Source organism: Pseudomonas sp. OA65 (assembly GCF_017498305.1).
GTDB lineage: Bacteria > Pseudomonadota > Gammaproteobacteria > Pseudomonadales > Pseudomonadaceae > Aquipseudomonas > Aquipseudomonas zanjanensis.
In genome coordinates this window covers 64,241-88,705 of sequence record NZ_JAGDEZ010000008.1, presented here as the reverse complement: position 1 = coordinate 88,705, position 24,465 = coordinate 64,241, and the positions used below count along the sequence as shown (strand labels likewise).

The window sequence follows — 24,465 nt, the reverse complement described above, 5'->3', positions numbered from 1 at the left end:
GTGACAGGGGTGCGACTTGTCGTTGCCGCAAACCCCATGTGGGAGCGAGCCTGCTCGCGATGACGGCGGCACATCCAATATTAATTTTGGCAGTCACACCGCTATCGCGAGCAGGCTCGCTCCCACAAGGGAGTTGTATATGGCTTGGATCAGCCCAACTGCAACCAGATCGGCGCATGGTCCGACGGTTTTTCCATGCCCCGCAGCTCGTAGTCCACACCGGCATCCTTGACCCGTGGCAGCAGGCCGTGGGAGGTGAGGATCAGGTCGATGCGCAGGCCGCGCTTGGGCTCGTCCTCGAAGCCGCGACTACGGTAGTCGAACCAGCTGAAACGGTCGGTGACGTCCGGATTCAGGTGGCGGAAGCTGTCCACCAGGCCCCAGTTCTTCAGGCGGGCCATCCACTCGCGCTCTTCCGGCAGGAAGCTGCATTTGCCGGTTTTCAGCCAGCGTTTCATGTTGTCCGGGCCGATGCCGATGTCGCAGTCTTCCGGGGAAATATTCACGTCGCCCATCACCACCACCGGCTGGTCGTTGCTGAAGCGGCTTTCCAGCAGATGTTGCAGATCGCTGTAGAAACGTTCCTTGGCCGGGAATTTGGTCGGGTGGTCGCGACTTTCACCCTGTGGGAAATAACCGTTCATTATGGTCACCGGCACGCCGTTGGCATCGGCGAAGGTGCCCCAGATGAAGCGCCGCTGGGCGTCTTCGTCATCACCCTCGAAGCCTTTGTACAGGCTCAGCGGTGCCTGGCGGGAGAGCAGGGCGACGCCGTAGTGGCCTTTTTGCCCGTGGTAATGCACGTGGTAACCCAGGGCCTGCACTTCGGCCAGGGGGAACTGTTCGTCGTGGACCTTGGTTTCCTGCAGCCCGATCACATCCGGCTGATGCTTCTCGATCAGCGCCGCCAGCTGATGGGGGCGGGCGCGCAGCCCGTTGATGTTGAAGGAGACGATCTTCATGGTCGGCTGTCCTGGCAAAACTGCGATGCTAGCTGACATGTGGGAAGGGAGCTAGCGTGGCAGTAGGACAAATGCGCTGCTAATGTCCTGTGGCGAGGGGATTTCCCCGTTCGGCTTTGTAGGAGCTGGCGAAGCCTGCGATCTTTTGATCTTTCGCTTGGGATTCAAGCGCCCGTGGAAAGATCGCAGCCTCGTTGCACTCGTCAGCTCCTACAGGGCTCATTACCAAGCCTCGCCCTAGGAGATCCAACGCCATGCCTGAAACTGCAACCGCTATCGCCGACGTCCATATGCTCGACAGTGGTTATTCCCGGGAAGCCCGTTCGTTGCTGTACCAGGCCTATCGCCATGAGCCGACTTTCAGCTACCTGTTCGAATCCGAGCGTCCCGGTTATGAACAGCGGGTACGGGCCACGGTGCGTGAGCTGGTCAAGCAGCATTTTCTCCAGGACCTGCCGGCCATCGGCCTGCTGGTCAACGACCGCCTGATCGGCATCGCCCTGATCGCCCCGCCGCAGCGGCGCCTGGGCATCACCGAAAGCTGGGCCTGGCGCCTGCGCATGGTCTTGAGCACTGGTTTTCGTTGCACAAGGCGCTACTTGGACTATCACGCGGCGGTGCTGGCCTGCTTGCCGTCCGATGCGGTCCATGTACTGCCGCTGCTGGGCGTGCACCCACAGTTCCAGGGCAAGCATTTCGGCGAACAGTTGCTCACGGCGGTGCATAACTGGTGTGCGGTGGACGAACATTCCCGCGGCGTGGTGCTGGACACCGGCAACCCGCGTTACCTGGAGTTTTATAAACGCCAGGGCTACGAGGAAATCGGCGAAGTGGCGGTAGGACCGATCCGCGAGCATGTGTTCTTCCACGCCAACCCGCAGGTTCTGCAAAGCGCAACGGCATAGTCGGGCGAACTTTTAGGAAATGTCCGGCTCTATCAGGCACCTACGCTCGTGATAGCATCCGCGCCATGAACCGCTCAGGAAGAATGATCAGTGGCGCGCTCGTGCTGTCCCTCAGCTGCGCGGCCCTGGCAAAAAGTGAACTGGAAGTACGCGTCCAGCCGTCCAACGACGAACTCAAGGCCAACGTAGAAGGTTACATTGGTGACTTGGGTGATCGTGATGAGGAGGCCTTGCTGCGCTTCAGCCGCGGCGCCGAGGAACAGGCGCGCAAGGCCGCCCAGGCGCTGGGCTACTACCAGCCGCAGATCGACAGCGAGGTCAAGAGTGGCAAGGACCCGCGCCTGGTGCTGACTATCGACCCCGGCGAGCCGGTGCACCTGCGCAACGTCACCGTGCGCATCGATGGCCCGGCGGCATCGTTCAAGGCGTTTCGCACTCCCAGCAACGCCGGCCTGAAACCGGGCGCGGTGCTCAACCACGGTCGCTACGAAGACGCCAAGCGGGTGATTCAGAACCAGGCCTCGCGCTATGGTTATTTCAGTGGGCGCTTCACCCAGCAGAAACTCCTGGTGGACCCCCAGGCGGGTGTCGCCGACATCGAACTGGTCTACGACAGCGGCCCGCGCTATGCCTTGGGCCCCGTGAGTTTCGAGGGCGACACGCCGTTCGACGAAGACCTGCTGCAACGCATGGTGCCGTTCAAGGCCGGCACGGCGTACGATTCCGAACTCATCGCCGAACTCAACCAGGCCCTGCAATCGAGCGGTTATTTCGAAGGCGTGCGCGTCGATGCCGCGCCCACCGCAGCCACCGATAACGTGATTCCGGTGGCGGTCAAGCTCGACACACGCAAGCCGCGCACCATGGGCCTGGGCCTGGGCTTTTCCACCGACGTCGGCCCCCGGGCCAAAGCCAACTGGACGCGCCACTGGGTCAACCCCCAGGGCCACAGTTATGGCTGGGAAGCGGAAGTGTCGGCACCCCGGCAGAACGTCGGCCTGTGGTACGACGTGCCGCTGGACCCGCCGCTGACCGACAAGATGCGCTACGCTGGCGGTTATCAATATGAAGAGCTGGCCGGCACTGACAGCCTCAGCAAATTGCTCACCGTGGGCCCGGAATGGCACAGCAAGCTGCCCAGCGGCTGGCAGCGGGTGGTGTCGCTCAAGTGGCAGCGCGAGGAGTACCGCCTCGGCGACGATGCGGGCCTGAGCACGCTGTTGATGCCGGGCGTGAGTTATTCCTACCTGCGCAGCGACAACCGCATCGACCCGCACAACGGCTATCGTTTGCAGTTCGATACCAAAGTCGCCAAGGAAGGCCTGGGTTCGGACAACAACCTTTTATATGGCACCGCCATGGTCAAGGGCCTGACCACGGTGTTCGACAAGCATCGGCTGCTGGCTCGGGCGCAGATCGGCGGCAGCGCCACCAATGGCTATAAATCCATTCCGCCGTCCCTGCGCTTCTTCGCCGGTGGCGACCAGAGCGTGCGCGGTTACGACTACCAGAGCCTGTCCCCGGAGAACTCCGAGGGCGACCGTATCGGTGGTCGCTACATGGTCGCCGGCAGCCTGGAGTATCAATATTCCATCGCGCAAAAATGGCGGGTGGCGACGTTCATCGACCAGGGCAACTCTTTCAACAGCCTGGAGCTGCCGAGCCTGAAGACCGGCGTGGGTGTCGGCGTGCGTTGGGTGTCGCCGGTGGGGCCGATCCGCCTCGACCTGGCCCATGCGATGGATGACGATGGCGGCATTCGATTGCACTTTTCCATGGGGCCTGAGCTGTGACGCGTGGTTTGAAGAAAACGCTGCTGGCGCTCGCCGGGGTATTGCTGGCGCTCGTGCTGGCCTTGAGCGTGGTGCTGGGCACGGCCTTCGGCAGCCGCTGGGCCCTTGGCCTGGTGCCTGGGCTGACCGTGGAGAATTTCCAGGGCCGGCTGGGCGGACAGTGGAGCGCCGATCGGCTGCTGTGGCAGCAGGGCGACAGTCGTGTGGAAGTGGATCGGCTGATATTCGGCTGGTCGCCGCTGTGCCTGCTGCGCATGACCCTGTGCATCGAACAGCTCAAGGCCGACCAGATCGGTTTGCAATTGCCAGCCTCGGCCGATGAGCCAAGCAGCGGTCCGATCAGCTTGCCGGACCTGGACTTGCCGCTCGCGATCGAACTGGGCGATGTGCAAGTCGGCAGCCTGTCGTTCAACGGCAGCGAGCAGCTCAAGGGTTTGCAATTGGTTGCCCATTGGACCGCCGAGGGCCTGCAGATCGATTCGGTGCAATTGCAGCGCGACGAACTGGGCCTGAAGCTGTCCGGCTTGTTGAAGCCGGGCGGTGACTGGCCATTGAACGCCGAAGGCCGGTTGACCTTGCCGGCGCCAGGTGAGAAGCCCTGGGCCTTGGACCTGAAAGTCGACGGCAACCTGCTCAAGACCCTCAACCTCAAGGCCGACAGCAGCGGCTACCTGCAAGGCCAGTTGACCGGTGAGCTGCAACCGCTGGCGGACAACCTGCCCGCCAATGTGCGCATCACCGCCGACGGCTTCAAGGCCAGCGCCGATCTGCCCGACACCTTGTTGCTCAATCAGCTGGAGTTGACCGGCGCAGGCGATCTGAAAAATGGCTATCAACTGCTGGGCAAGGCGACCTTGCCCGCCGAAAAAGGGCCAGTGGCGTTGCAGCTACAAGGCACCGTGGATGCCAATGGCGCCCGGATCGCCGGGCTGGACCTGGACGCGGGCAATCAACAAAGCCTGAAGCTCAACGGGCAAGTGGACTGGCGCGAAGGCCTGAGCGCCGAGGCGAACGTCGCCTGGCTGGATTTCCCCTGGCATCGCCTTTATCCGCTGATCGACGAGCCGCAGGTGACCTTGCGCAGCTTCAACGGCGAAGTCTCATACACCGACGGTCAATACCTGGGCAACTTCCAAGCCGCCCTGGACGGACCGGCCGGAGCCTTCAGCCTGGACAGCCCCTTCAGCGGCGACCTGACGCAAATTCATCTGCCGCAGCTCAAGCTCGCCGCGGGGCAGGGCAAGGCCGAAGGGCACCTGAGCCTGCAATTTGCCGACGGCATTGCCTGGGACACGGCGCTGCAACTGTCGGCCATCAACCCGGCGTACTGGCTGGGCGAACTGCCCGGAACCCTGGCCGGGCCATTGCGCAGCAAAGGGGCGATGAAAAACGACCGCCTGGATCTCGATGCGGACCTGGACCTCAAGGGCAAGCTGCGCGGCCAACCGGCGCTGTTCCAGGCCAAGGCCAGCGGTGCCGGCGAGCAGTGGAATCTCAGCGCGCTGGACATCCGCCTGGGGGACAACCGCATCAACGGCAGCGCCAGCCTGCAACAGAAACTCACCGGCCAGATCGACATCAAGCTCTCGCGCCTGGCCCAGCTCTGGCCGCAACTGCGCGGCCAAGTGCTCGGCCGGGTCGACATGGCCGGCACGCTCAAGGCGCCCCAAGGCAAGATCGGCCTGCAAGGCACGCAGCTGGCATTGCAGGACAATCGCCTGCAAAGCTTGAACCTCGATGCGACCCTCGACAGCGCCCAGCGCGGCAAGCTCGACCTCAAGGCCAGTGGCATCCGCGCCGGCGAAACGTCGTTAGGCGTGCTGACCGTCAGCGGGCAGGGCGACATCAAGCGGCAATCACTGAACCTGGATTTGCAGGGGCCGCAGCTCGACACGACCCTGGCACTCGATGGCGCCTTCGACCAGGGCAATTGGCGCGGGCGCCTGGCCAGCGGCGAGGTGCAGGCCGGCGGCCAAGCCTGGCGCCTGCAAGCCCCGGCGAAACTCGAACGCCTGGCCGATGGCACGCTCAACGTCGGCGCCCATTGCTGGCGTTCCGGTGAATCCAGCCTGTGCGGTGAAGACCAACGGCTGATGCCGGAGCCAAAGCTGCGCTATCACCTCAAGCAATTCCCCATCGAAAGCCTGGCCCAGTGGATGCCCAAGGATTTTGCCTGGCAGGGCCGGCTCAACGCGGACCTGCAATTGGACCTGCCGGCCAGCGGCCCGAATGGCCGCATCCTGGTGGATGCCAGTGGAGGCACCTTGCGGATTCGGGATAAGGCGAGTGATAAACCGCGATGGCTGGACTTCCCGTACCAGACCCTGACGCTCAACAGCCGCCTGACCCCCAAGCGCATCGACACCGACCTGAATTTCGTCGGTGCCAGGCTCGGCGAACTGATGCTCCAGGCGCAAATCAACCCGCTGCCGGCGAGCAAGCCCTTGAGCGGCTCGTTCCGCCTGACCGGCCTGGACTTGTCCGTGGCCCGGCCGTTCGTGCCGATGGTGGAAATCCTCACCGGTCACCTGAACGGCAGCGGGACGTTGTCCGGTGGGTTGCTCGCGCCCCAGGTCAACGGCAACCTGGTGCTCAGCGACGGTGAGGTCTCCGGGCCAGAGCTGCCGGTCAGCCTCGAAGCCTTGCAAGTGCGGGCGATGATCGCCGGCGAAACGGTACGGCTCGACGGCGACTGGAAAAGTGGCAAGCGCGGGCAGGGCAGCCTGACCGGGAACATCGGCTGGGGCGAGGCCCTGTCCATGAACCTGGCCCTCAAGGGCTCGCAACTGCCGGTCACCGTTGAGCCTTATGCGGTGCTCGACGTGGCACCGGACCTGAACATCACGATGCAGGGCGAGCAGCTTTCCATTGCCGGCAAGGTCCTGGTGCCCAAAGGCGAGATCACTATTCGCGAACTGCCGCCGTCCACCGTCAAGGTCTCGGATGACACGGTGATCGTCGGCCACCAGACCGAAGAGGGCAAGGCGCCGCTGGCCATGGCGATGGACATTGACGTGATCGTCGGCCAGGACAAACTCGCGTTCTCGGGTTTCGGCCTGACGGCCAACGTCCAGGGCCAGGTGCACATCGGCGACAATATGGACACTCGCGGTGAACTGTGGCTCAACGACGGCCGTTATCGCGCCTACGGACAGCGGCTGACGGTGCGGCGGGCGCGACTGCTGTTCGCCGGGCCTATCGACCAGCCCTACCTGGACATCGAAGCCATCCGCCAGACCGACGACGTGATCGCCGGCATTCGCTTGAGCGGCAGCGCCGAGCAACCGACCACGCAAATCTTTTCCGAGCCGGCCATGAGCCAGGAGCAGGCATTGTCCTATCTGGTGCTGGGCCGACCGCTGAGCACCACGGGCGAGGACAACAACATGCTCGCCCAGGCCGCCTTGGGCCTGGGGTTGATGGGCAGTTCGGGGGTGACCAGCAGCCTGGCCAATAACCTGGGCATCGATGATTTCCAGCTCGACACCCAGGGCAGCGGCAATACCACCAGCGTGGTCGCCAGCGGCAACCTCTCGGAAAAGCTCAGCCTGCGCTACGGCGTCGGCGTGTTCGAACCGGCCAACACCATCGCCCTGCGCTACAAGCTCAGCAAGAAGGTCTACCTCGAAGCCGCCAGCGGCGTCGCCAGCTCGCTGGATATCTTCTACAAGCGCGATTTCTAACTCCCTTTCTAAATTCCCCAATGCCCAATGTGGGAGCGAGCCTGCTCGCGATAGCGCAATGACATTCAGCATCTTCGTTGACTGACACACCGCTATCGCGAGCAGGCTCGCTCCCACAAGTTTTTCTGTGTCTGTCTGTTTATGTGTAGTTAGCTAACGATTTGTTTGACATTTGCTGCCTAAGCAGTAATATTTCGACATACATTCACTGCCTAGGCAGCAAACGGTGCCCGGATGAAGCATTTCACCCCAGACGAATTTCACAATTGCCACCTCGGCATGCTGCTCGGCCGCGCCGCGCTGCTCAAGGACCGGATCATCGACACCCACATGGAACCCGTCGGCATCACCGCCGCGCAGTTCAAGGTGTTGATCATCATGGCCCAGCACGGCATCGACACGCCGGTCGAGCTATGTCGCTACCTGTCCCTGGACAGCGGCTCAATGACGCGCATGCTCGATCGCCTGGAGCAGAAAGGTTTCCTGGTCCGCCAACGCTCGGCAGAGGATCGGCGCCAGGTGCAATTGGTACTGACCGAAGCTGGCCAGGCCCTCGCCGATCGCCTGCCGTTCATTGGTGCCGACGCCATGAACCAGTTGGCGAGTGCCATCAGCCGCGAGGAGCTGCAGACCCTCGAAGACATCCTCAAGAAAATACTGCTCGCCGCCGGTGATCCCATCACCGTGTTGCGATTGGGGGAGAAATGAAACGTCAAACCTTGCGTACTCGCTTGAGTCTGGTGCTGTTGGCCATGAGCCTCGCCGGTTGCGCCAGCTACAGCGGCCTGAAGACCGAAGGCGTCAGCCTCGAGGCCAAGAGCCTCCAGGCTGGACAATCGTTGACCGGGGTTACGCTGTCACCGGCCGCGTGGCCGAAAAACGACTGGTGGAAAAGCCTCGGCGACCCGCAACTCGACGGCCTGATCCGTGAAGCCTTGCGCGACAGCCCGGACATGCAGGTCGCCAGCGCCCGGGTCCACCAGGCCAGTGCCGCGGCCTATGCCGCCAACGCCGCACGCCTGCCGACTCTGGATGCCAGTGGCAGCGTCAGCCGTTCGCGCCTGGCCCGTGACCAAGACCCGCAAGGGCAGGGCGGGGCCTACAGCACCCTGCGTTCGCTGAGCGTGGACTTCAACTACAACTTCGACCTCTGGGGTGGCCAGCGCGCCGCCTGGGAAGCCGCCCTGGGCCAGGCCCGCGCCGCCGAGATCGATCGCCAGGCCGCGCAGTTGACCCTGGCCGCCGATGTGGCTCGGGCCTACAGCGACCTGGGCCAGGCCCACATCATTCATGACCTGGCCGCCGAAGACCTCAAGCGCACCCGGCAGATGCTCGACCTGGGCAAGCGCCGTCTCAGCGCCGGGATCGACAGCGAATACCAGTTCCAGCAGACCGAAAGCCTGGAAGCCAGCGCCGATGCGACCCTGATCGACGCCGAGAAACGCCTGCAGAGCGCCAAGATCGCCCTGGCCGTGCTGCTGGGCAAGGGGCCGGACCGCGGCAACGGAATCGCCCGGCCGAACGTGCTGCAAGCCAGCGCGGTCGCCTTGCCGTCGAACCTGCCGGCCGAGCTGCTGGGCCGCCGCCCCGACCTGGTCGCGGCGCGCTGGCGGGTGGAGGCGGCGAGCAAGAACATCGAGGCTGGCAAGACCCAGTTCTATCCCAACCTCAACCTGAGCGCGGCGGCGGGAGTGCAGTCGTTGCTGGGCGATGCGATGTTCGGTTCGCCCAGCCGTTTCTTCAACGTGGCGCCCACCGTGTCGCTGCCGATTTTCGACGGCGGCCGTTTGCGGGCGGATCTGGATGCCCGGGACGCCGATTACGACCTGGCGGTGGCGCAGTACAACAAGAGCCTGGTCACGGCCCTTGGCGATGTCAGCGACACCATCAACCAGTTGCGTGACATCGCTCGCCAGATCGGTGCCCAGCAACATGCCACCGACATCGCGCAGAACTCCTACGACACCGTGGTCCAGCGCTACGGCTCGGGCATCGGCAATTACCTGGACGTGCTGAGCATCGAGCAGCAATTGCTTCAGGCCCAGCGCCAATTGGCGAACCTGAATGCCGAGCAGATCGATTTGTCGATCCAACTGATGCAGGCCCTGGGCGGCGGTTTCGAAGCCCAGACCCTGGCGGCGGCCACGCCGCCCCCTGCCACGCCGACCCACTGATTCGAGGTACTTGTCATGGCGACTGCCGAAACGACTCAATCCGAACAAACCCAAGACAGCGGCAACCCACGCAAGCGCAAGGTCATGCTGTTGGCACTCACGCTGATCGTCATCCTCGCGGGCCTGGGGGTGTGGGGTTGGCACGAACTGTACGGCCGTTGGAGTGAAAGCACCGACGACGCCTATGTGAACGGCAACGTGGTGGAAATCACCCCGCAAGTCACCGGCACCGTGGTGAGCATCGGTGCCGATGACGGCGACCTGGTGCGTGAAGGCCAGGTGCTGGTGCAGTTCGATCCGAACGACGCCGAAGTCGGACTGCAAAGTGCCCAGGCCAACCTGGCCCGGACCGTGCGCCAGGTGCGTGGCTTGTACAGCAACGTCGACGGCATGCGGGCGCAGGTCAACGCCCAAGAGGCGGAAGTGCAGAAGGCCCAGGAAAACTACAGCCGACGCAAGAACCTGGCAGCCGGCGGAGCGATTTCCCAGGAAGAACTGTCCCACGCTCGGGATGACCTGACCTCGGCGCAGAACGCCCTCGCCAATGCCCGGCAACAGCTCAAGACGACCAGCGCGTTGGTGGACGATACCGTGGTGTCATCCCATCCCGATGTGCAAGCCGCGGCCGCGCAACTGCGCCAGGCCTTCCTGACCAATGCCCGCAGCACCTTGATCGCGCCGGTCACCGGTTATGTGGCCAAGCGCACCGTGCAGTTGGGCCAACGGGTGCAGCCGGGCACAGCGCTGATGGCGGTGATCCCGCTGGATCAACTGTGGATCGATGCCAACTTCAAGGAAACCCAACTGCGTGACATGCGCATCGGCCAGCCGGTGGACATCGAAACCGACCTGTACGGCAGCGATGTGAAGTACAGCGGCACCATCGACAGCCTGGGCGCCGGGACCGGCAGCGCGTTTGCCTTGCTGCCGGCGCAGAACGCCACCGGTAACTGGATCAAGATCGTCCAGCGGGTGCCGGTGCGGATTCACATCAATGCCCAGGAGCTGGCCAAGCATCCGCTGCGGGTCGGCCTGTCGACCCAGGTCAGCGTCAACCTGCACGACCAGAGCGGCCCGGTGCTGGCCCAGCAGCCACCGCAGAAAGCCTCGTTCAGCACCCAGGTCTATGACCGGCAACTGGCCGATGCCGACGCGATGATCACCCGCCTGATCCACGACAACAGTGCCGCGGCGAGCAAGACCGCGCAGCGCTGATGAGTTTATAGGGTGCCAGTTATTTAGCGGTTTGAACCTGTGGGAGCGAGCCTGCTCGCGATAGCGGCGGATCAGCCAGCATTGGTGGCGACTGACACTCCGTCATCGCGAGCAGGCTCGCTCCCACAGTTTTTTGTTCCCATGCTTACTGGGATTGAATCGCGAATTTCGCTCTATCCGTTCCGCTTCATAGGATTCTCGCAATGAGCAATAACGCGTCCTTCACGCCGCCCAGCCTGTTGCTCAGCACCATCGGGCTGTCGCTGGCGACGTTCATGCAAGTGCTCGACACCACCATCGCCAACGTCGCCTTGCCGACCATTTCCGGCAACCTGGGCGTCAGCTCGGAGCAGGGCACCTGGGTGATCACCTCGTTCGCGGTGAGCAACGCCATCGCCCTGCCGCTCACCGGCTGGCTCAGCCGTCGGTTTGGCGAGGTAAAGCTGTTTTTGTGGGCGACGATGCTGTTCGTGCTCGCGTCGTTCTTGTGTGGCATTTCCACTTCGATGCCGGAGCTGATTGGCTTTCGTGTGCTCCAGGGGCTGGTGGCCGGGCCGTTGTACCCGATGACCCAGACGCTGCTGATTGCCGTGTACCCGCCGGCCAGGCGGGGCATGGCCCTGGCGCTGCTGGCGATGGTCACGGTGGTGGCGCCGATTGCCGGGCCGATCCTCGGTGGCTGGATCACCGACAGCTACAGTTGGCCGTGGATCTTCTTCATCAACGTGCCGATTGGGATCTTTGCGGTGATGGTGGTGCGCCAGCAGCTCAAGGCGCGGCCTGTGGTCACCAGTCATCAACCGATGGACTACGTCGGGTTGATCACGTTGATCATCGGCGTCGGTGCACTCCAGGTGATCCTCGACAAGGGCAACGACCTGGATTGGTTCGAGTCGAACTTCATCGTCATCGGAGCCTTGATTTCAGTCATTGCCCTGGCGGTGTTCGTGATCTGGGAAATGACCGACCGCCATCCAGTGGTCAACCTGCGGCTGTTCGCCTATCGCAACTTCCGCATCGGCACCATTGTGTTGGTGGGCGGCTACGCCGGGTTCTTCGGCATCAACCTGATCCTGCCACAATGGTTGCAGACGCAGATGGGCTACACCGCGACCTGGGCCGGATTGGCGGTGGCACCCATCGGCATCCTGCCGGTGTTGATGTCGCCTTTTGTCGGCAAGTACGCTCACAAGTTCGACCTGCGCTTGCTGGCCGGGCTGGCGTTCCTGGCCATCGGCCTGAGCTGCTTCATGCGCGCCGGCTTCACCAACGAAGTGGATTTCCAGCACATTGCGCTGGTGCAGTTGTTCATGGGTATCGGCGTGGCGCTGTTCTTCATGCCGACCCTGAGCATCCTGATGTCGGACCTGCCGCCGCACCAGATTGCCGACGGCGCGGGACTGGCAACGTTCCTGCGGACCCTGGGCGGCAGCTTTGCCGCGTCGTTGACCACCTGGATCTGGATCCGCCGGGCGGACCAGCATCACGCCTACCTGAGCGAAAGCATCAGCACCTTCGAGCCCACCACCCGCGAAGCCCTCAACCAACTCGGCGGCGCGAGTGCGCCGGCCTATGCCCAGCTCGACCAGATCCTCAACAGCCAGGCGTACATGCTCTCCACCGTGGATTACTTCACGTTGCTGGGGTGGGCGTTCATGGGGTTGATCGTGCTGGTGTGGCTGGCCAAACCGCCGTTCGCGGCGAAGGCGGGGCCTGCATCGGCGGGGCATTGATCCACACACAACACCCTGTGGGAGCGTACCTGTGGGAGCAAGGCTTGCCCGCGATGCAGGCGACATGGTTCAACTGCAAGACCGTGTCATCGTTCATCGCGAGCAAGCTTTGCTCCCACAGGCTCGCGCCCACAAAGGAGATCTGCGGGCTTCAAGTGCTTGGCAATGCCAACTGCGCATTACCAAACCCGAACGGCGCCAACGCAAACCCTTGTTCATCCACCTGCAACGCCCAGCCTTGCTTGTCCCAATCCCCCAGCACGATGCGCCGGGCGGCGTGTTCGCCCAGTTGCAGCTTGTGGATGGCGGGACGGTGGGTGTGGCCGTGGACCAGGGTCTTCACGCCGTATTGCTGCATGATCCGTGGGATCTCTTCGGGCGTGACGTCGACAATGTCATTGGCTTTCATGCGTGTCTGCGTGCGGCTTTCGCTGCGCAGCTTGCGCGCCAGTTTCTGGCGGCTGCCCAGCGGCAGGTGACGCAAGATGAACAGTGTGACCGGGTTGCGCAGCCAGCGCCGCAGTTTCATGTAGCCTTCGTCGCGGGTGCAGAGGCTGTCACCGTGCATCAGCAGCACCGGCTCGCCATTGAACTGCACGACGCTCGGGTCCTTGAGCAGGGTGCAGCCGGCCGCTTTGCAGAAGGCCTGCCCCAGCATGAAGTCGCGATTGCCGTGCATCAGGAAAATGGCCGTGCCGCTGTCGCTCAGTTCGCGCAGGGCCTGGCAGATGGAACGCTGGAACGGCGTCATGGCATCGTCGCCGATCCAGGCTTCGAAAAAGTCGCCCAGGATGTACAACGCTTGCGCCGAACGGGCGCGTGTGGCCAGTAAATCCAGAAACGCCCGGGTGATGTCCGGGCGCTCCTCTTCCAGATGCAAGTCTGAAATCAGCAGTATCACTCAATGATCTCGGCTTTCTCGATGATCACGTCTTCTGCCGGGACGTCCTGGTGGCCAGCCTTGGAAGTGGTGGCGACGCCTTTGATCTTGTCGACCACGTCGGTGCCGGCCGTGACTTTACCGAATACCGCGTAGCCCCAGCCCTGGACGTTCTTGCCACTGTGGTTCAGGAACGAGTTGTCGGCGACGTTGATGAAGAATTGTGCGGAGGCCGAATGCGGTTCCATGGTGCGGGCCATGGCGACGGTGTACTTGTCGTTGGAAAGACCGTTGTCGGCTTCGTTCTGGATGCTTGGGCGCTTGTCTTTCTTTTCCTTCATGCCCGGCTCGAAACCACCGCCTTGAATCATGAAGTTACCGATGACACGGTGGAAAACGGTGTTCTCGTAATGGCCGGCCTTGACGTATTCAACGAAGTTGGCAACGGTAATCGGAGCCTTCTCGGCGTTCAGTTCCAGGACGATGTCGCCATGGTTGGTGGTCAGTTTGACTTGGGTCATGATTACTACTCTTTCAAGAAATTCGTGGGTTTCGGGGCGCGAACGCCCGCAACCGGTCTGGCTGCAATCGCCAGGCTGGGGCAGTTTAGCGTGCCAGGCACGAATTTCGAGGCTGTTTTTCATCTGGCCGTCGATTAAATTCAATCGTTTGCCGGCCTGGCCTGTCAGGTGCTTGACAGCATCGGCTATGATACGGGCTTTGATTTATCAGGCCGCACCCGGCCGCGCACTTGTATGTTCAAGGATCCTATGAGCAAGCCCACTGTCGACCCTACCTCGAATTCCAAGACCGGCCCGGCCGTGCCGGTCAATTTCCTGCGCCCGATCATCCAGGCGGACCTGGACTCGGGTAAGCACACACAGATCGTCACGCGTTTTCCACCGGAACCCAACGGCTACCTGCACATCGGCCATGCCAAGTCGATCTGCGTGAATTTCGGCCTGGCCCAGGAGTTCGGCGGCGTCACGCACCTGCGTTTCGACGACACCAACCCGGCCAAGGAAGACCAGGAATACATCGACGCAATCGAAAGCGACGTCAAGTGGCTGGGTTTCGAATGGTCCGGTGAGGTGCGCTACGCCTCGCAATATTTCGACCAGTTGCACGACTGGGCAGTGGAGCTGATCAAGTCCGGCAACGCCTACGTGTGCGACCTGACCCCCGAGCAGGCCAAGGAATACCGTGGCAGCCTGACCGAGCCGGGCAAGAACAGCCCGTTCCGTGAGCGCAGCGTGGAAGAGAACCTGGACCTGTTCGCCCGCATGCGCGCCGGTGAGTTCCCGGACGGTGCCCGGGTGTTGCGCGCCAAGATCGACATGGCTTCGCCGAACATGAACCTGCGCGATCCGATCATGTACCGCATCCGTCACGCCCATCACCACCAGACCGGCGACAAATGGTGCATCTACCCCAACTATGACTTCACCCATGGCCAGTCGGATGCCATCGAAGGCATCACTCACTCGATCTGCACCCTGGAGTTCGAAAGCCACCGTCCGTTGTACGAGTGGTTCCTCGAGCACCTGCCAGTGCCGGCCACCCCGCGCCAGTACGAATTCAGTCGCCTGAACCTGAACTACACCATCACCAGCAAGCGCAAGCTCAAGCAACTGGTGGACGAGAAGCACGTCAATGGCTGGGACGACCCGCGCATGTCGACGCTGTCGGGCTTCCGTCGTCGCGGCTACACACCCAAATCGATCCGCAATTTCTGCGAGATGGTCGGCACCAACCGTTCCGACGGCGTGGTGGACTTCGGCATGCTGGAATTCAGCATCCGTGACGACCTCGACCACAGCGCCCCGCGCGCCATGTGCGTGCTGCGTCCGCTGAAAGTCGTCATTACCAACTACCCGGAAGGCCAGGTCGAGAACCTCGAGCTGCCGCGCCACCCGAAAGAAGACATGGGCGTGCGCGTCCTGCCATTCGCCCGGGAAATCTACATCGACCGTGACGACTTCATGGAAGAGCCGCCAAAAGGCTACAAGCGCCTGGAGCCTGCCGGTGAAGTGCGCCTGCGTGGCAGCTACGTAATCCGCGCCGACGAAGCCATCAAGGACGCCGACGGCAACATCGTCGAACTGCGTTGCTCCTACGATCCCGACACCCTGGGCAAGAACCCGGAAGGTCGCAAGGTCAAGGGCGTGATCCACTGGGTGCCGGCCGCCGCCAGCGTCGAGTGCGAAGTGCGCCTGTACGATCGCCTGTTCCGTTCGCCGAACCCGGAGAAGGCCGAAGACAGCGCCAGCTTCCTGGACAACATCAACCCTGACTCCCTGCAAGTACTTACGGGTTGTCGTGCCGAGCCTTCGCTGGGCAACGCACAGCCGGAAGACCGTTTCCAGTTCGAGCGCGAAGGCTACTTCTGCGCGGATATCAAGGACTCGAAACCCGGTGCTCCGGTATTCAACCGTACCGTGACCTTGCGCGATTCCTGGGGTCAGTGATCAAGTCTTAAGGGAAACCCTGTGCTTACGATCTACAACACGCTCACCAAGAGCAAAGAAGTCTTCAAGCCGCTGGATGGCAACAAGGTCCGCATGTACGTCTGCGGCATGACCGTGTACGACTACTGCCACATCGGCCATGGTCGCAGCATGGTCGCCTTCGACCTGGTGACCCGCTGGTTGCGGTTCAGTGGCTACGACCTGACTTACGTGCGCAACATCACCGACATCGAAGACAAGATCATCAACCGTGCCCGTGAAAACGGCGAGCCTTACGATGCGCTGACCGAGCGCATGATCAAGGCCATGCACGAGGACGAGGCGCGCCTCAATATCCTCAAGCCGGACCTGGAGCCCCGTGCCACGGACCACATCCCGGGCATGCTGGCGATGATCCAGACCTTGATCGACAAGGGCTACGCCTACGCACCGGGCAATGGCGACGTGTATTACCGCGTCGCCAAGTTTCTGGGCTACGGCAAGCTGTCGCGCAAGAAGATCGAAGACTTGCGCATCGGCGCGCGCATCGAGGTCGACGAGTCGAAGCAAGACCCGCTGGACTTCGTGCTGTGGAAAGGCGCCAAGCCGGGTGAGCCGAGCTGGGAGTCGCCATGGGGCGCCGGGCGTCCGGGCTGGCATATCGAATGCTCGGTGATGTCGACTTGCTGCCTGGGCGAGACCTTCGACATTCATGGCGGCGGCAGCGACCTGGAGTTTCCGCACCACGAAAACGAAATCGCCCAGAGCGAAGCGGCCACTGGCAAGACTTACGCCAATGCCTGGATGCATTGCGGCATGATTCGCATCAATGGCGAGAAGATGTCCAAGTCCTTGAACAACTTCTTCACCATCCGCGACGTGCTCGAGAAGTACCATCCGGAAGTCGTGCGTTACCTGCTGGTGTCGAGTCACTACCGCAGCGCCATCAACTATTCGGAAGACAACCTCAAGGACGCCAAGGGTGCCCTGGAGCGTTTCTACCATGCCTTGAAGGGCCTGCCCGCCGTGCCGCCGGCCGGTGGCGAAGGGTTCGTGGCGCGGTTTACCGAAGTGATGAACGACGACTTCGGCACACCGGAAGCCTGCGCGGTGCTGTTCGAGATGGTGCGCGAAATCAACCGGCTGCGTGAGAGCGATCTCAATGCCGCGGCCGGTCTCGCGGCCCGTCTGAAAGAACTGGCCAGCGTGCTGGGTGTGTTGCAGCTCGAAGCCGATGACTTCCTGCAGGCTGGCGCCGAAGGCCGGGTGGACGCCGCCGAGGTCGAGGCGTTGATCCAGGCGCGCCTGACGGCGCGGGCCAACAAGGACTGGGCCGAATCCGACCGCATCCGCGACCAGCTCACAGCCATGGGCGTGGTGCTGGAAGACGGGAAGGGCGGGACGACCTGGCGACTGGCGGACTAAGATCTTCAAAGCCTGCAATACCCCTGTGGGAGCGGGCTTGCTCGCGAATGCGGTGCATCAGTTAATGATTTGTTGACTGACACACCGAATTCGCGAGCAAGCCCGCTCCCACATTTTTTTGCGCGGCTCACTGCCATCGCATACACCAAAAATCCCCTGTGGGAGCGAGCCTGCTCGCGAATGCGGTGTGTCAGGCAGCACTTTTGTCACTGATACCCCCCCGCAGTTTTTTGCATGCCAACCCTGGCAATCATTCTTTTATGAGCTAGTACTGTCAGGTCGATTCGACGTTCCCTCTGTCAGGAGTCTTCCATGTTGGCTCATTGGTCGCTTGCGGCAATCCATTTGCTGGCGTTCGCCCTCGGGTTCTGGGCAGTGCTGACGCGCGGCACGGCACTACGACGCCTGGCGGGCGGCGTGGATGCGGTGCGGGGTGTCTTGGTCGCCGACAACGTGTGGGGCCTGTCGGCGCTGGTGCTGTTGATGACCGGAGGGATGCGAGCGTTCGGCGGGTTCGAAAAAGGCACGGACTACTATCTGCATCAACCACTGTTTCACCTGAAGATGACCTTGCTGCTGCTGATCCTGCTGCTGGAGATCGTGCCGATGATCGCCCTGATCAAATGGCGGATGGCGCTGGGCAAAGGGACGGCGATCGATCCTTCGAAAGCCGGTCGACTTGCGCGGATCAGCCACATCGAAGCCTTGTTGCTGATCTTGATGGTGGTCGCCGCCACAGGCATGGCGCGCGGCGTGGGCCTGGGCTGACCGGCCGCGAACGCCTGCTTCGTCATTATTAAAACGAAACGTCTGACAGCCATGCTAGAGGACATGCCATTAGTATCGGTTCACGGGCGGGACGAAAGAAGGCGAGGAGGGCAGGGTACGGCGCGGTCGACCAGAATCTTTAGCCAGCCATTGCGACGATGCAAACGGGCTGGCTGCGGACTGCTTGCAAGGCTCAGGGAGTTTGCGGCTTGTCGGGCGCGGTGAGGCCGGCCTGAATACGCTGATAAATCTCTTCGCGATGCACCGCAACGTTCTTCGGGGCGTTGATGCCGATTCGGACCTGTTGGCCGCTAACGCCCAGAATGGTGATCGTGATGTCGTCACCAATGTTTATGCTTTCACCGACTTTGCGGGTGAGTATCAGCATGGTGTTCTCCTTGATTGCTTTATAGGGCACCTGATTCAGACAGTGCAGATGTCGGTACTGCTTATAGATTAGTGCTAAGTGTCACAATGTGGGTGCCTCTTTCTGACGTGCAGATGCTGCATTAATTCCCAGGGTGCGACTATACAGAGACGCCGGACAGGATTCTCGTGTTTTGAGCATTGTTTGCGGCGATCTTGATGGGCACGGGTGCTAAAATCCGTGCCTCATGTCTTCCAGGGGAAACGTTGTGCGCAAATTGGCTTGGGTAATTGCGGTATTGGCATTGGCAGGATGCGGTGAGGGGCGTGACGTCGAAGCACCGAAGCCGAAACCCGTCGTGACCTCCGCACCGGCCGCCGCTGCCGCACCGCAGTGGGCCGTAGAGGTTCGCGGGCAGACACCGCAGGCTGTCAGCGACCTGACCGGTTGGCTCATCGAGCACAGCTTCATGTCGACCGTGGTGCGGGAAAACGGCAAGGAGCGCGTCCTGGTCGGCCCTTTGAACTCCGAGGCTGAAGCCAAAGCCAAGCAGGAACAGGTCACGGCCGCGTTGGTCCGGGCGAAGAAACGCAACATCGAGGCGTTGGTGGTGGATTACCCGACCACTCCATAACCGGACAGAACAAAACCTGTGGGAGCGAGCCTGCTCGCGATAGCGGAGTAACAGACAACAGTTTGTCGACTGATACACCGCTATCGCGAGCAGGCTCGCTCCCACAGTGGGTTTGTGGCGTTTACAAAGGGGAGGTCAACCGCAGGCCTTCAAATTCACCGGCCCCACGAACTCGTTCCCACGCCCCATGACGCACGCCACGCTCTGGTTGCGCTGGCGTTCCCAGCTTTCGACCGGGTAGGTCTTGTCCCAGGCTTCATACAGGCGCCGGTCCTGTTTCGACAGGCGCAGGCCATATTGCTTGCTCATGTAGAAATAGGTCCGGGCGATCATCCCGCGTATGGAAGGGCGGGGCATGACCTTCTTGGCCTTGAAATCCACTTGGGTCAGGCATGAGCCGTATTGGCCCTTTTGCTCCGGCAGCCAGCCGAAACTGAAATTGCTGCGGTCGCCATTCACTTCCCCGATGCTCGGGACCAGGTTGTGCAGGTCGGCCTCGGCCCGTTGATAGACCGGGTCATAGCGGGTGCAATTCTTGCGACCGCCTTCTTGCCAGCATTGACGCTGATGACCGATCTGCCACGCCGGAACGATATGCTCCCACTCGATACGGGCGGCGCGGCTGGCATTCTTGCGCGGTACATAACCGCAGGCGGCCAGGTTCACGCGGTTGCCGGTGTATTTGCAGCCACAATAGAACTCCGTGGATTGCGGGGCGTAGAGTTTCCAAGCGATTTTCTTGGCTTCGTTGAAGGTGCGCGGGGCACCGGCCTGTGCGCCCGTGGCGATAAACACAAGCAGTAAAGCTAAGCAGCGAACACTCATCACGCTTAATCTTCCTTCGGCACAACCCAGAAAACCTGCACGCCACCGTCGTCGCGATAGGCGAGGGTCACGTTGTCGTTCTCGTCGATTTCTTCCAGGAGGCGCTCCCACTCATCCACAGGCTCATCGGGAAGGCGGAAGATCAGCGCGGCCTTGGCTTTTTGCGCGGTGGGGGCATTGATGATTTTCGAGACCCGAAGGCCGAGTCGCGTATAGGAATCTAAGGGGGTGGTTGCAGCGGAGGGAGTGGCCACAGGATTATCCTTATTAAGCTGTACGGGCATACAGTATTTAACCGTAGGCATTTACGCAACTACTTAAAATTCAAGAAGATCGTCTGACAGCACTTTTATCGTTTTGGTGTAGGAGAAAGGGTTTTTTTCTCGGCTTGCATCAACAGGTGTCACCCGTTAAGGGTGGCGAAGCTATCGATTGATCTCAGCGGGCGCTAAAGAAAGTGTTTCGGCGGGCGATGTCCTTCGTAGGAATCCCCCTTCATGGAGTTTTGATATGGCCTTTTCCATCGGCTTTCCCAGTGCGGCAGCCGTGACCATCGGCGGCAAATCCGCAGCCACCTTGAAGGCGCTGACCGAGGCAGAAGCCCAGGCCGCCGATGAGGCCTTGGGTACGACGCGAGCCTCGGGCAAGGTCCGCACGAGCATGGGGGGCAGCACCGAAGCAACCGACCAGGCGCAGGAGGGTGGTAGCACCGAGAGCGTGGCCGTCCAGGTGCTGCTCAAGCGGATGCAAGAGCTGCAGCAACAGCTCCGTGAGCAGCAACAGCAACTGGCCGCCGCCCAGGCGCAAAGCTATCCGACGGAGGAGGCCAAGACCTCGGCGGTCATGGCTATACAGGGGCAGATCGCCGATACCAGTGGCGCGTTGCTGGAAGTCACCGGCCATTTGGTCACGGAGCTGGCCAAGGGTGCCGGTTCGGGTACGGTGGTCAACACGACGGCCTGAGCTTCTCCGTTCAACTGCAACGTTGCGGATTAAATCGCAACGTTGACAAATCCCCGAAGCCTTACCATAGTTCACTTCACGCAAACGTTTGCGCGGCGTTCCGTGCACTGATTTGCTCACAATAATCATAAGATCGGAGTGAACCCATGAAGTTGCCATTCGCTGGACGCCTTCTCGCTGTTGCCATGCTCGCGGCCGCCTCCGCTGCGCTGCCTCTCTCCTCGGCATTCGCCCAGACCGCAGAAAAACCCAAGGTCGCCCTGGTCATGAAATCCCTGGCCAACGAATTCTTCCTGACCATGGAAGACGGCGCCAAGGCTTATCAGAAGGAACACTCCGCCGACTTCGACCTGATCTCCAACGGGATCAAGGATGAAACCGACACCGCCAACCAGATCCGTATCGTCGAGCAGATGATCGTGTCCAAGGTCGATGCCCTGATCATCGCGCCCGCGGATTCCAAGGCCATGGTGCCGGTGATCAAGAAAGCCGTGGATGCCGGTATCACGGTCATCAACATCGATAACCAGCTCGATCCGGCCGTGGTCAAGAGCAAGAACATCACCGTGCCGTTCGTAGGCCCCGACAACCGCAAAGGCGCGCGACTGGTGGGCGAATACCTGGCCAAGCAACTCAAGGCCGGTGACGAAGTCGGCATCATCGAAGGCGTGTCCACCACCACCAACGCCCAGGCCCGTACCGCGGGCTTCAAGGATGCGATGGAAGCGGCGCAGGTCAAGGTCGTGTCCCTGCAATCCGGCGATTGGGAAATCAACAAGGGCAACCAGGTTGCCGCGTCGATGCTCAGCGAATACCCGAACATCAAGGCACTGCTGGCCGGTAACGACAGCATGGCGGTCGGTGCCGTATCGGCCGTGCGCGCAGCGGGCAAGGCCGGCAAGGTGCAGGTGGTCGGCTACGACAACATCAATGCCATCAAACCAATGCTCAAGGACGGTCGTGTCCTGGCGACTGCCGACCAGTTCGCCGCCAAGCAGGCGGTGTTCGGCATCGAAACAGCGCTGAAGATCCTCAAGGGTGAAAAAGTCGACAGCGGCACCAACGGCGTTATCGAAACTCCGGTCGAGCTGGTGACCAAGCCGTAATCCTGGCGACACAACGGTGCTCGCCCATCCGGGCGAGCGCATTGGAGAGTTTGTTATGTCCGTTCGCGACCCGAACGCTGTCCTGTGCGTCAGCGGTATCGGCAAGACTTATGCCCAGCCAGTACTGACCGATATCACTTTGACGTTGATGCGCGGTGAAGTGCTGGCGCTGACCGGCGAAAATGGCGCCGGCAAAAGCACCTTGTCCAAGATCATCGGTGGGCTGGTGACGCCGACAACCGGGCAGATGCAATTTCAGGGGCAGGATTATCTTCCTGGCAGCCGGACCCAGGCTGAAGAGCTGGGCGTACGCATGGTGATGCAGGAACTCAACCTGCTGCCGACCCTGTCCGTGGCTGAAAACCTGTTCCTCGACAACCTGCCCAGCCACGGTGGCTGGATCAGCCGCAAGCAGTTGCGCAAGGCGGCGATCGAGGCCATGGCCCAGGTGGGTCTCGATGCCATCGATCCCGACACGCTGGTCGGCGAGCTGGGGATCGGTCACCAGCAGATGGTCGAGATCGCCCGCAACCTGATCGGCGATTGCCATGTGCTGATTCTCGATGAGCCAACCGCCATGCTCACGGCCCGCGAAGTCGAGATGCTGTTTGAGCAAATCACGCGCCTGCAGGCGCGCGGCGTGTCGATCATCTACATTTCCCATCGCCTCGAAGAACTGGCGCGAGTTGCCCAGCGCATTGCCGTGCTGCGCGATGGCAACCTCGTCTGCGTCGAGCCGATGGCCAACTACGACAGCGAGCAACTGGTAACCCTGATGGTCGGTCGGGAACTGGGCGAGCAAATCGATCTTGGCCCACGCCAGATCGGTGCGCCGGCGTTGACGGTTAAAGGCCTGACCCGTTCAGACAAGGTCCGTGACGTGTCCTTCGAAGTGCGCAGTGGCGAGATATTCGGCATCTCCGGCCTGATCGGGGCAGGGCGCACCGAGCTGTTGCGGCTGATCTTCGGTGCCGATCCGGCCGACAGTGGTACGGTGGCGCTGGGTTCGCCGGCCCAGGTCGTGAGCATTCGCTCGCCGGCCGATGCTGTGGCCCATGGCATCGCGTTGATCACCGAAGACCGCAAGGGTGAAGGCCTGCTGCTGACCCAATCCATCGCCGCCAACATTGCCTTGGGCAACATGCCGGAGATTTCCAGCGCCGGCCTGGTCAATGGCGATGCCGAATTGGCCTTGGCCCAGCGGCAGGTCGATGCCATGCGCATCCGCAGTTCAAGCCCGACTCAATTGGTGTCCGAATTGTCGGGCGGCAACCAGCAGAAAGTCGTGATCGGTCGTTGGCTCGAACGCGACTGTGCGGTCATGCTCTTCGACGAGCCGACCCGTGGCATCGACGTCGGTGCCAAGTTCGACATTTATGCACTGCTCGGCGAGCTGACTCGCCAGGGCAAGGCGCTGGTGGTGGTGTCCAGTGACCTGCGGGAATTGATGTTGATCTGTGACCGGATCGGCGTGCTGTCCGCCGGACGCTTGATCGACACCTTCGAGCGCGACAGCTGGACCCAGGATGACTTGCTTGCCGCCGCATTCGCCGGCTACCAGAAACGTGATGCGTTGCTCAACGAAGCAGCGCCTAGGGATTTTTCATGAAAACCGCATCTGCCGTCGGCAAATCGAGTGGCAACTTCTACGGCCTCGGGACCTACCTGGGCCTGGCTGGCGCGCTGCTGGCCATGGTCGCGCTGTTCTCGGTCCTGAGCAGCCATTTCCTGTCCTATGACACGTTCAGCACCTTGGCCAACCAGATTCCCGACCTCATGGTACTGGCGGTCGGCATGACCTTCATCCTGATCATCGGCGGCATCGATCTGTCGGTGGGCTCGGTGCTCGCACTGGCAGCCTCGACGGTCAGCGTGGCCGTGCTTGGCTGGGGCTGGAGTGTCTGGCCATCGGCCTTGCTCGGCATGGCCGTGGCGGCGCTGGCGGGCACGGTCACCGGTTCGATCACCGTGGCATGGCGGATTCCATCGTTCATCGTTTCCCTCGGCGTGCTGGAAATGGCCCGGGGCCTGGCGTACCAGATGACCGGTTCCCGGACTGCCTACATCGGCGACTCGTTCGCCTGGTTGTCCAACCCCATCGCCTTTGGCATCTCGCCTTCGTTCATCATCGCCTTGCTGGTGATCTTCATTGCCCAGGCCGTGCTGACCCGTACGGTGTTCGGTCGCTACCTGATCGGCATCGGCACCAATGAAGAAGCCGTGCGCCTGGCCGGCATCAACCCAAAGCCTTACAAGATCCTGGTGTTCAGCTTGATGGGCCTGCTGGCCGGTGTGGCGGCGCTGTTCCAGATTTCTCGCCTGGAAGCCGCGGATCCGAATGCCGGTTCGGGGCTCGAGCTGCAAGTGATCGCTGCAGTCGTCATTGGCGGCACCAGCCTGATGGGTGGGCGTGGCTCGGTCATCAGCACCTTCTTTGGCGTGCTGATCATCTCCGTGCTCGCGGCGGGCCTGGCGCAGATTGGCGCCACCGAGCCGACCAAGCGCATCATTACCGGCGCGGTGATCGTGGTGGCGGTCGTGCTCGATACCTACCGCAGTCAGCGCGCCAGTCGGCGGGCTTGAAC

At 61.9% G+C, this 24,465-nt stretch carries 21 protein-coding genes; 15 read left to right on the top strand and 6 right to left on the bottom strand.

Annotated features, from left to right (window positions below; genetic code table 11):
* Nucleotides 1-149: 149 nt before the first annotated feature.
* Nucleotides 150-962, bottom strand: a complete 813-nt coding sequence (gene xthA, locus J3361_RS09210; protein ID WP_186706614.1) for an exodeoxyribonuclease III — start codon at nucleotides 960-962, stop codon at nucleotides 150-152.
* A 254-nt stretch (nucleotides 963-1,216) separates the two neighbouring features.
* On the opposite strand from xthA, the gene J3361_RS09205 reads away from it, so the two are divergent.
* The 7 genes from J3361_RS09205 (at nucleotide 1,217) to J3361_RS09175 (ending at nucleotide 12,465) form a co-directional block, all read left to right on the top strand.
* Nucleotides 1,217-1,867, top strand: coding sequence for a GNAT family N-acetyltransferase (locus J3361_RS09205; RefSeq protein ID WP_207964032.1), 651 nt, complete (start codon nucleotides 1,217-1,219; stop codon nucleotides 1,865-1,867).
* Nucleotides 1,868-1,932: 65 nt separating this feature from the next.
* Nucleotides 1,933-3,660 (top strand): autotransporter assembly complex family protein, encoded by a 1,728-nt coding sequence (locus tag J3361_RS09200; RefSeq protein ID WP_207964031.1) that lies wholly within the window; start codon nucleotides 1,933-1,935, stop codon nucleotides 3,658-3,660.
* Entirely contained in the window at nucleotides 3,657-7,343 is a 3,687-nt protein-coding gene (locus tag J3361_RS09195; protein WP_207964030.1) for a translocation/assembly module TamB domain-containing protein, read from the top strand. Before J3361_RS09200 ends, J3361_RS09195 begins: the two co-directional genes overlap by 4 nt.
* A 234-nt stretch (nucleotides 7,344-7,577) precedes the next feature.
* Complete coding sequence (locus J3361_RS09190; protein WP_053183538.1) at nucleotides 7,578-8,051, top strand: MarR family transcriptional regulator; 474 nt, start codon at nucleotides 7,578-7,580, stop codon at nucleotides 8,049-8,051.
* Nucleotides 8,048-9,517, top strand: a complete 1,470-nt coding sequence (locus J3361_RS09185) for an efflux transporter outer membrane subunit (protein ID WP_207964028.1) — start codon at nucleotides 8,048-8,050, stop codon at nucleotides 9,515-9,517. Before J3361_RS09190 ends, J3361_RS09185 begins: the two co-directional genes overlap by 4 nt.
* Before the next feature lie 15 nt (nucleotides 9,518-9,532).
* On the top strand, nucleotides 9,533-10,732 hold the full coding sequence (locus tag J3361_RS09180) for an HlyD family efflux transporter periplasmic adaptor subunit (protein ID WP_207964026.1): 1,200 nt from the start codon (nucleotides 9,533-9,535) through the stop codon (nucleotides 10,730-10,732).
* Between the two features lie 203 nt (nucleotides 10,733-10,935).
* Complete coding sequence (locus tag J3361_RS09175; RefSeq protein WP_207964024.1) at nucleotides 10,936-12,465, top strand: DHA2 family efflux MFS transporter permease subunit; 1,530 nt, start codon at nucleotides 10,936-10,938, stop codon at nucleotides 12,463-12,465.
* A 151-nt stretch (nucleotides 12,466-12,616) separates the two neighbouring features.
* Here the strand turns inward: J3361_RS09175 and J3361_RS09170 are convergent, their stop codons facing one another.
* Complete coding sequence (locus tag J3361_RS09170; protein ID WP_207964023.1) at nucleotides 12,617-13,366, bottom strand: UDP-2,3-diacylglucosamine diphosphatase; 750 nt, start codon at nucleotides 13,364-13,366, stop codon at nucleotides 12,617-12,619.
* The gene (locus J3361_RS09165) at nucleotides 13,363-13,866 is read right to left on the bottom strand and encodes a peptidylprolyl isomerase (RefSeq protein ID WP_053121103.1); all 504 of its coding nucleotides are present in this window, start codon (nucleotides 13,864-13,866) and stop codon (nucleotides 13,363-13,365) included. Before J3361_RS09165 ends, J3361_RS09170 begins: the two co-directional genes overlap by 4 nt.
* A gap of 249 nt (nucleotides 13,867-14,115) precedes the next feature.
* On the opposite strand from J3361_RS09165, the gene J3361_RS09160 reads away from it, so the two are divergent.
* From J3361_RS09160 to J3361_RS09150, 3 genes are all read left to right on the top strand, one after another.
* Nucleotides 14,116-15,813, top strand: a complete 1,698-nt coding sequence (locus J3361_RS09160; protein ID WP_186730386.1) for a glutamine--tRNA ligase/YqeY domain fusion protein — start codon at nucleotides 14,116-14,118, stop codon at nucleotides 15,811-15,813.
* A gap of 21 nt (nucleotides 15,814-15,834) precedes the next feature.
* Nucleotides 15,835-17,217 (top strand): cysteine--tRNA ligase, encoded by a 1,383-nt coding sequence (gene cysS / locus J3361_RS09155; protein WP_207964022.1) that lies wholly within the window; start codon nucleotides 15,835-15,837, stop codon nucleotides 17,215-17,217.
* A 312-nt stretch (nucleotides 17,218-17,529) separates the two neighbouring features.
* Nucleotides 17,530-17,985, top strand: coding sequence for a DUF2214 family protein (locus J3361_RS09150; RefSeq protein ID WP_207964021.1), 456 nt, complete (start codon nucleotides 17,530-17,532; stop codon nucleotides 17,983-17,985).
* Nucleotides 17,986-18,178: 193 nt separating this feature from the next.
* Here J3361_RS09150 and csrA read toward each other — a convergent pair whose 3' ends face one another.
* Nucleotides 18,179-18,373, bottom strand: coding sequence for a carbon storage regulator CsrA (csrA, locus tag J3361_RS09145; protein ID WP_003179932.1), 195 nt, complete (start codon nucleotides 18,371-18,373; stop codon nucleotides 18,179-18,181).
* Nucleotides 18,374-18,620: 247 nt separating this feature from the next.
* Between csrA and J3361_RS09140 the strand changes: the two genes are divergently transcribed.
* Entirely contained in the window at nucleotides 18,621-18,986 is a 366-nt protein-coding gene (locus tag J3361_RS09140; protein ID WP_207964020.1) for an SPOR domain-containing protein, read from the top strand.
* Between the two features lie 135 nt (nucleotides 18,987-19,121).
* Here the strand turns inward: J3361_RS09140 and J3361_RS09135 are convergent, their stop codons facing one another.
* Together J3361_RS09135 and J3361_RS09130 are read right to left on the bottom strand one after the other, a co-directional pair.
* Nucleotides 19,122-19,811: an endonuclease I family protein gene (locus J3361_RS09135; RefSeq protein WP_207964019.1), complete on the bottom strand. Its 690-nt coding sequence runs from the start codon at nucleotides 19,809-19,811 to the stop codon at nucleotides 19,122-19,124.
* Between the two features lie 5 nt (nucleotides 19,812-19,816).
* Nucleotides 19,817-20,116 carry a DUF1654 domain-containing protein gene (locus tag J3361_RS09130; RefSeq protein ID WP_053121397.1) on the bottom strand — a complete coding sequence of 100 codons (300 nt, stop codon included), beginning with the start codon at nucleotides 20,114-20,116 and terminating at the stop codon, nucleotides 19,817-19,819.
* 205 nt (nucleotides 20,117-20,321) lie between these two features.
* Between J3361_RS09130 and J3361_RS09125 the strand changes: the two genes are divergently transcribed.
* The 4 genes from J3361_RS09125 to J3361_RS09110 all read left to right on the top strand — a co-directional run bounded on the left by J3361_RS09125 (nucleotide 20,322) and on the right by J3361_RS09110 (nucleotide 24,463).
* Nucleotides 20,322-20,774 carry a hypothetical protein gene (locus J3361_RS09125; RefSeq protein ID WP_207964018.1) on the top strand — a complete coding sequence of 151 codons (453 nt, stop codon included), beginning with the start codon at nucleotides 20,322-20,324 and terminating at the stop codon, nucleotides 20,772-20,774.
* Between the two features lie 146 nt (nucleotides 20,775-20,920).
* Nucleotides 20,921-21,880 carry a sugar ABC transporter substrate-binding protein gene (locus J3361_RS09120; RefSeq protein ID WP_207964017.1) on the top strand — a complete coding sequence of 320 codons (960 nt, stop codon included), beginning with the start codon at nucleotides 20,921-20,923 and terminating at the stop codon, nucleotides 21,878-21,880.
* A gap of 55 nt (nucleotides 21,881-21,935) precedes the next feature.
* Nucleotides 21,936-23,489, top strand: a complete 1,554-nt coding sequence (locus tag J3361_RS09115) for a sugar ABC transporter ATP-binding protein (protein WP_207964016.1) — start codon at nucleotides 21,936-21,938, stop codon at nucleotides 23,487-23,489.
* Nucleotides 23,486-24,463, top strand: coding sequence for an ABC transporter permease (locus tag J3361_RS09110; protein ID WP_186706631.1), 978 nt, complete (start codon nucleotides 23,486-23,488; stop codon nucleotides 24,461-24,463). The genes J3361_RS09115 and J3361_RS09110 overlap by 4 nt, the downstream gene beginning before the upstream one ends.
* Nucleotides 24,464-24,465: the final 2 nt, after the last annotated feature.

Excerpts from the sequence above, each read along its gene's own strand:
- J3361_RS09150 (WP_207964021.1), top strand. The coding sequence starts at position 17,530 with ATGTTGGCTCATTGGTCGCTTGCGGCAATCCATTTGCTGGCGTTCGCC.
- J3361_RS09130 (WP_053121397.1), bottom strand. The coding sequence starts at position 20,116 with ATGCCTACGGTTAAATACTGTATGCCCGTACAGCTTAATAAGGATAAT.
- J3361_RS09205 (WP_207964032.1), top strand. The coding sequence starts at position 1,217 with ATGCCTGAAACTGCAACCGCTATCGCCGACGTCCATATGCTCGACAGT.
- J3361_RS09200 (WP_207964031.1), top strand. The coding sequence starts at position 1,933 with ATGAACCGCTCAGGAAGAATGATCAGTGGCGCGCTCGTGCTGTCCCTC.
- J3361_RS09180 (WP_207964026.1), top strand. The coding sequence starts at position 9,533 with ATGGCGACTGCCGAAACGACTCAATCCGAACAAACCCAAGACAGCGGC.
- xthA (WP_186706614.1), bottom strand. The coding sequence starts at position 962 with ATGAAGATCGTCTCCTTCAACATCAACGGGCTGCGCGCCCGCCCCCAT.
- J3361_RS09165 (WP_053121103.1), bottom strand. The coding sequence starts at position 13,866 with ATGACCCAAGTCAAACTGACCACCAACCATGGCGACATCGTCCTGGAA.
- J3361_RS09125 (WP_207964018.1), top strand. The coding sequence starts at position 20,322 with ATGGCCTTTTCCATCGGCTTTCCCAGTGCGGCAGCCGTGACCATCGGC.
- J3361_RS09175 (WP_207964024.1), top strand. The coding sequence starts at position 10,936 with ATGAGCAATAACGCGTCCTTCACGCCGCCCAGCCTGTTGCTCAGCACC.
- J3361_RS09110 (WP_186706631.1), top strand. The coding sequence starts at position 23,486 with ATGAAAACCGCATCTGCCGTCGGCAAATCGAGTGGCAACTTCTACGGC.
- J3361_RS09115 (WP_207964016.1), top strand. The coding sequence starts at position 21,936 with ATGTCCGTTCGCGACCCGAACGCTGTCCTGTGCGTCAGCGGTATCGGC.
- J3361_RS09135 (WP_207964019.1), bottom strand. The coding sequence starts at position 19,811 with ATGAGTGTTCGCTGCTTAGCTTTACTGCTTGTGTTTATCGCCACGGGC.
- J3361_RS09120 (WP_207964017.1), top strand. The coding sequence starts at position 20,921 with ATGAAGTTGCCATTCGCTGGACGCCTTCTCGCTGTTGCCATGCTCGCG.
- csrA (WP_003179932.1), bottom strand. The coding sequence starts at position 18,373 with ATGCTGATACTCACCCGCAAAGTCGGTGAAAGCATAAACATTGGTGAC.
- J3361_RS09185 (WP_207964028.1), top strand. The coding sequence starts at position 8,048 with ATGAAACGTCAAACCTTGCGTACTCGCTTGAGTCTGGTGCTGTTGGCC.
- J3361_RS09160 (WP_186730386.1), top strand. The coding sequence starts at position 14,116 with ATGAGCAAGCCCACTGTCGACCCTACCTCGAATTCCAAGACCGGCCCG.
- J3361_RS09190 (WP_053183538.1), top strand. The coding sequence starts at position 7,578 with ATGAAGCATTTCACCCCAGACGAATTTCACAATTGCCACCTCGGCATG.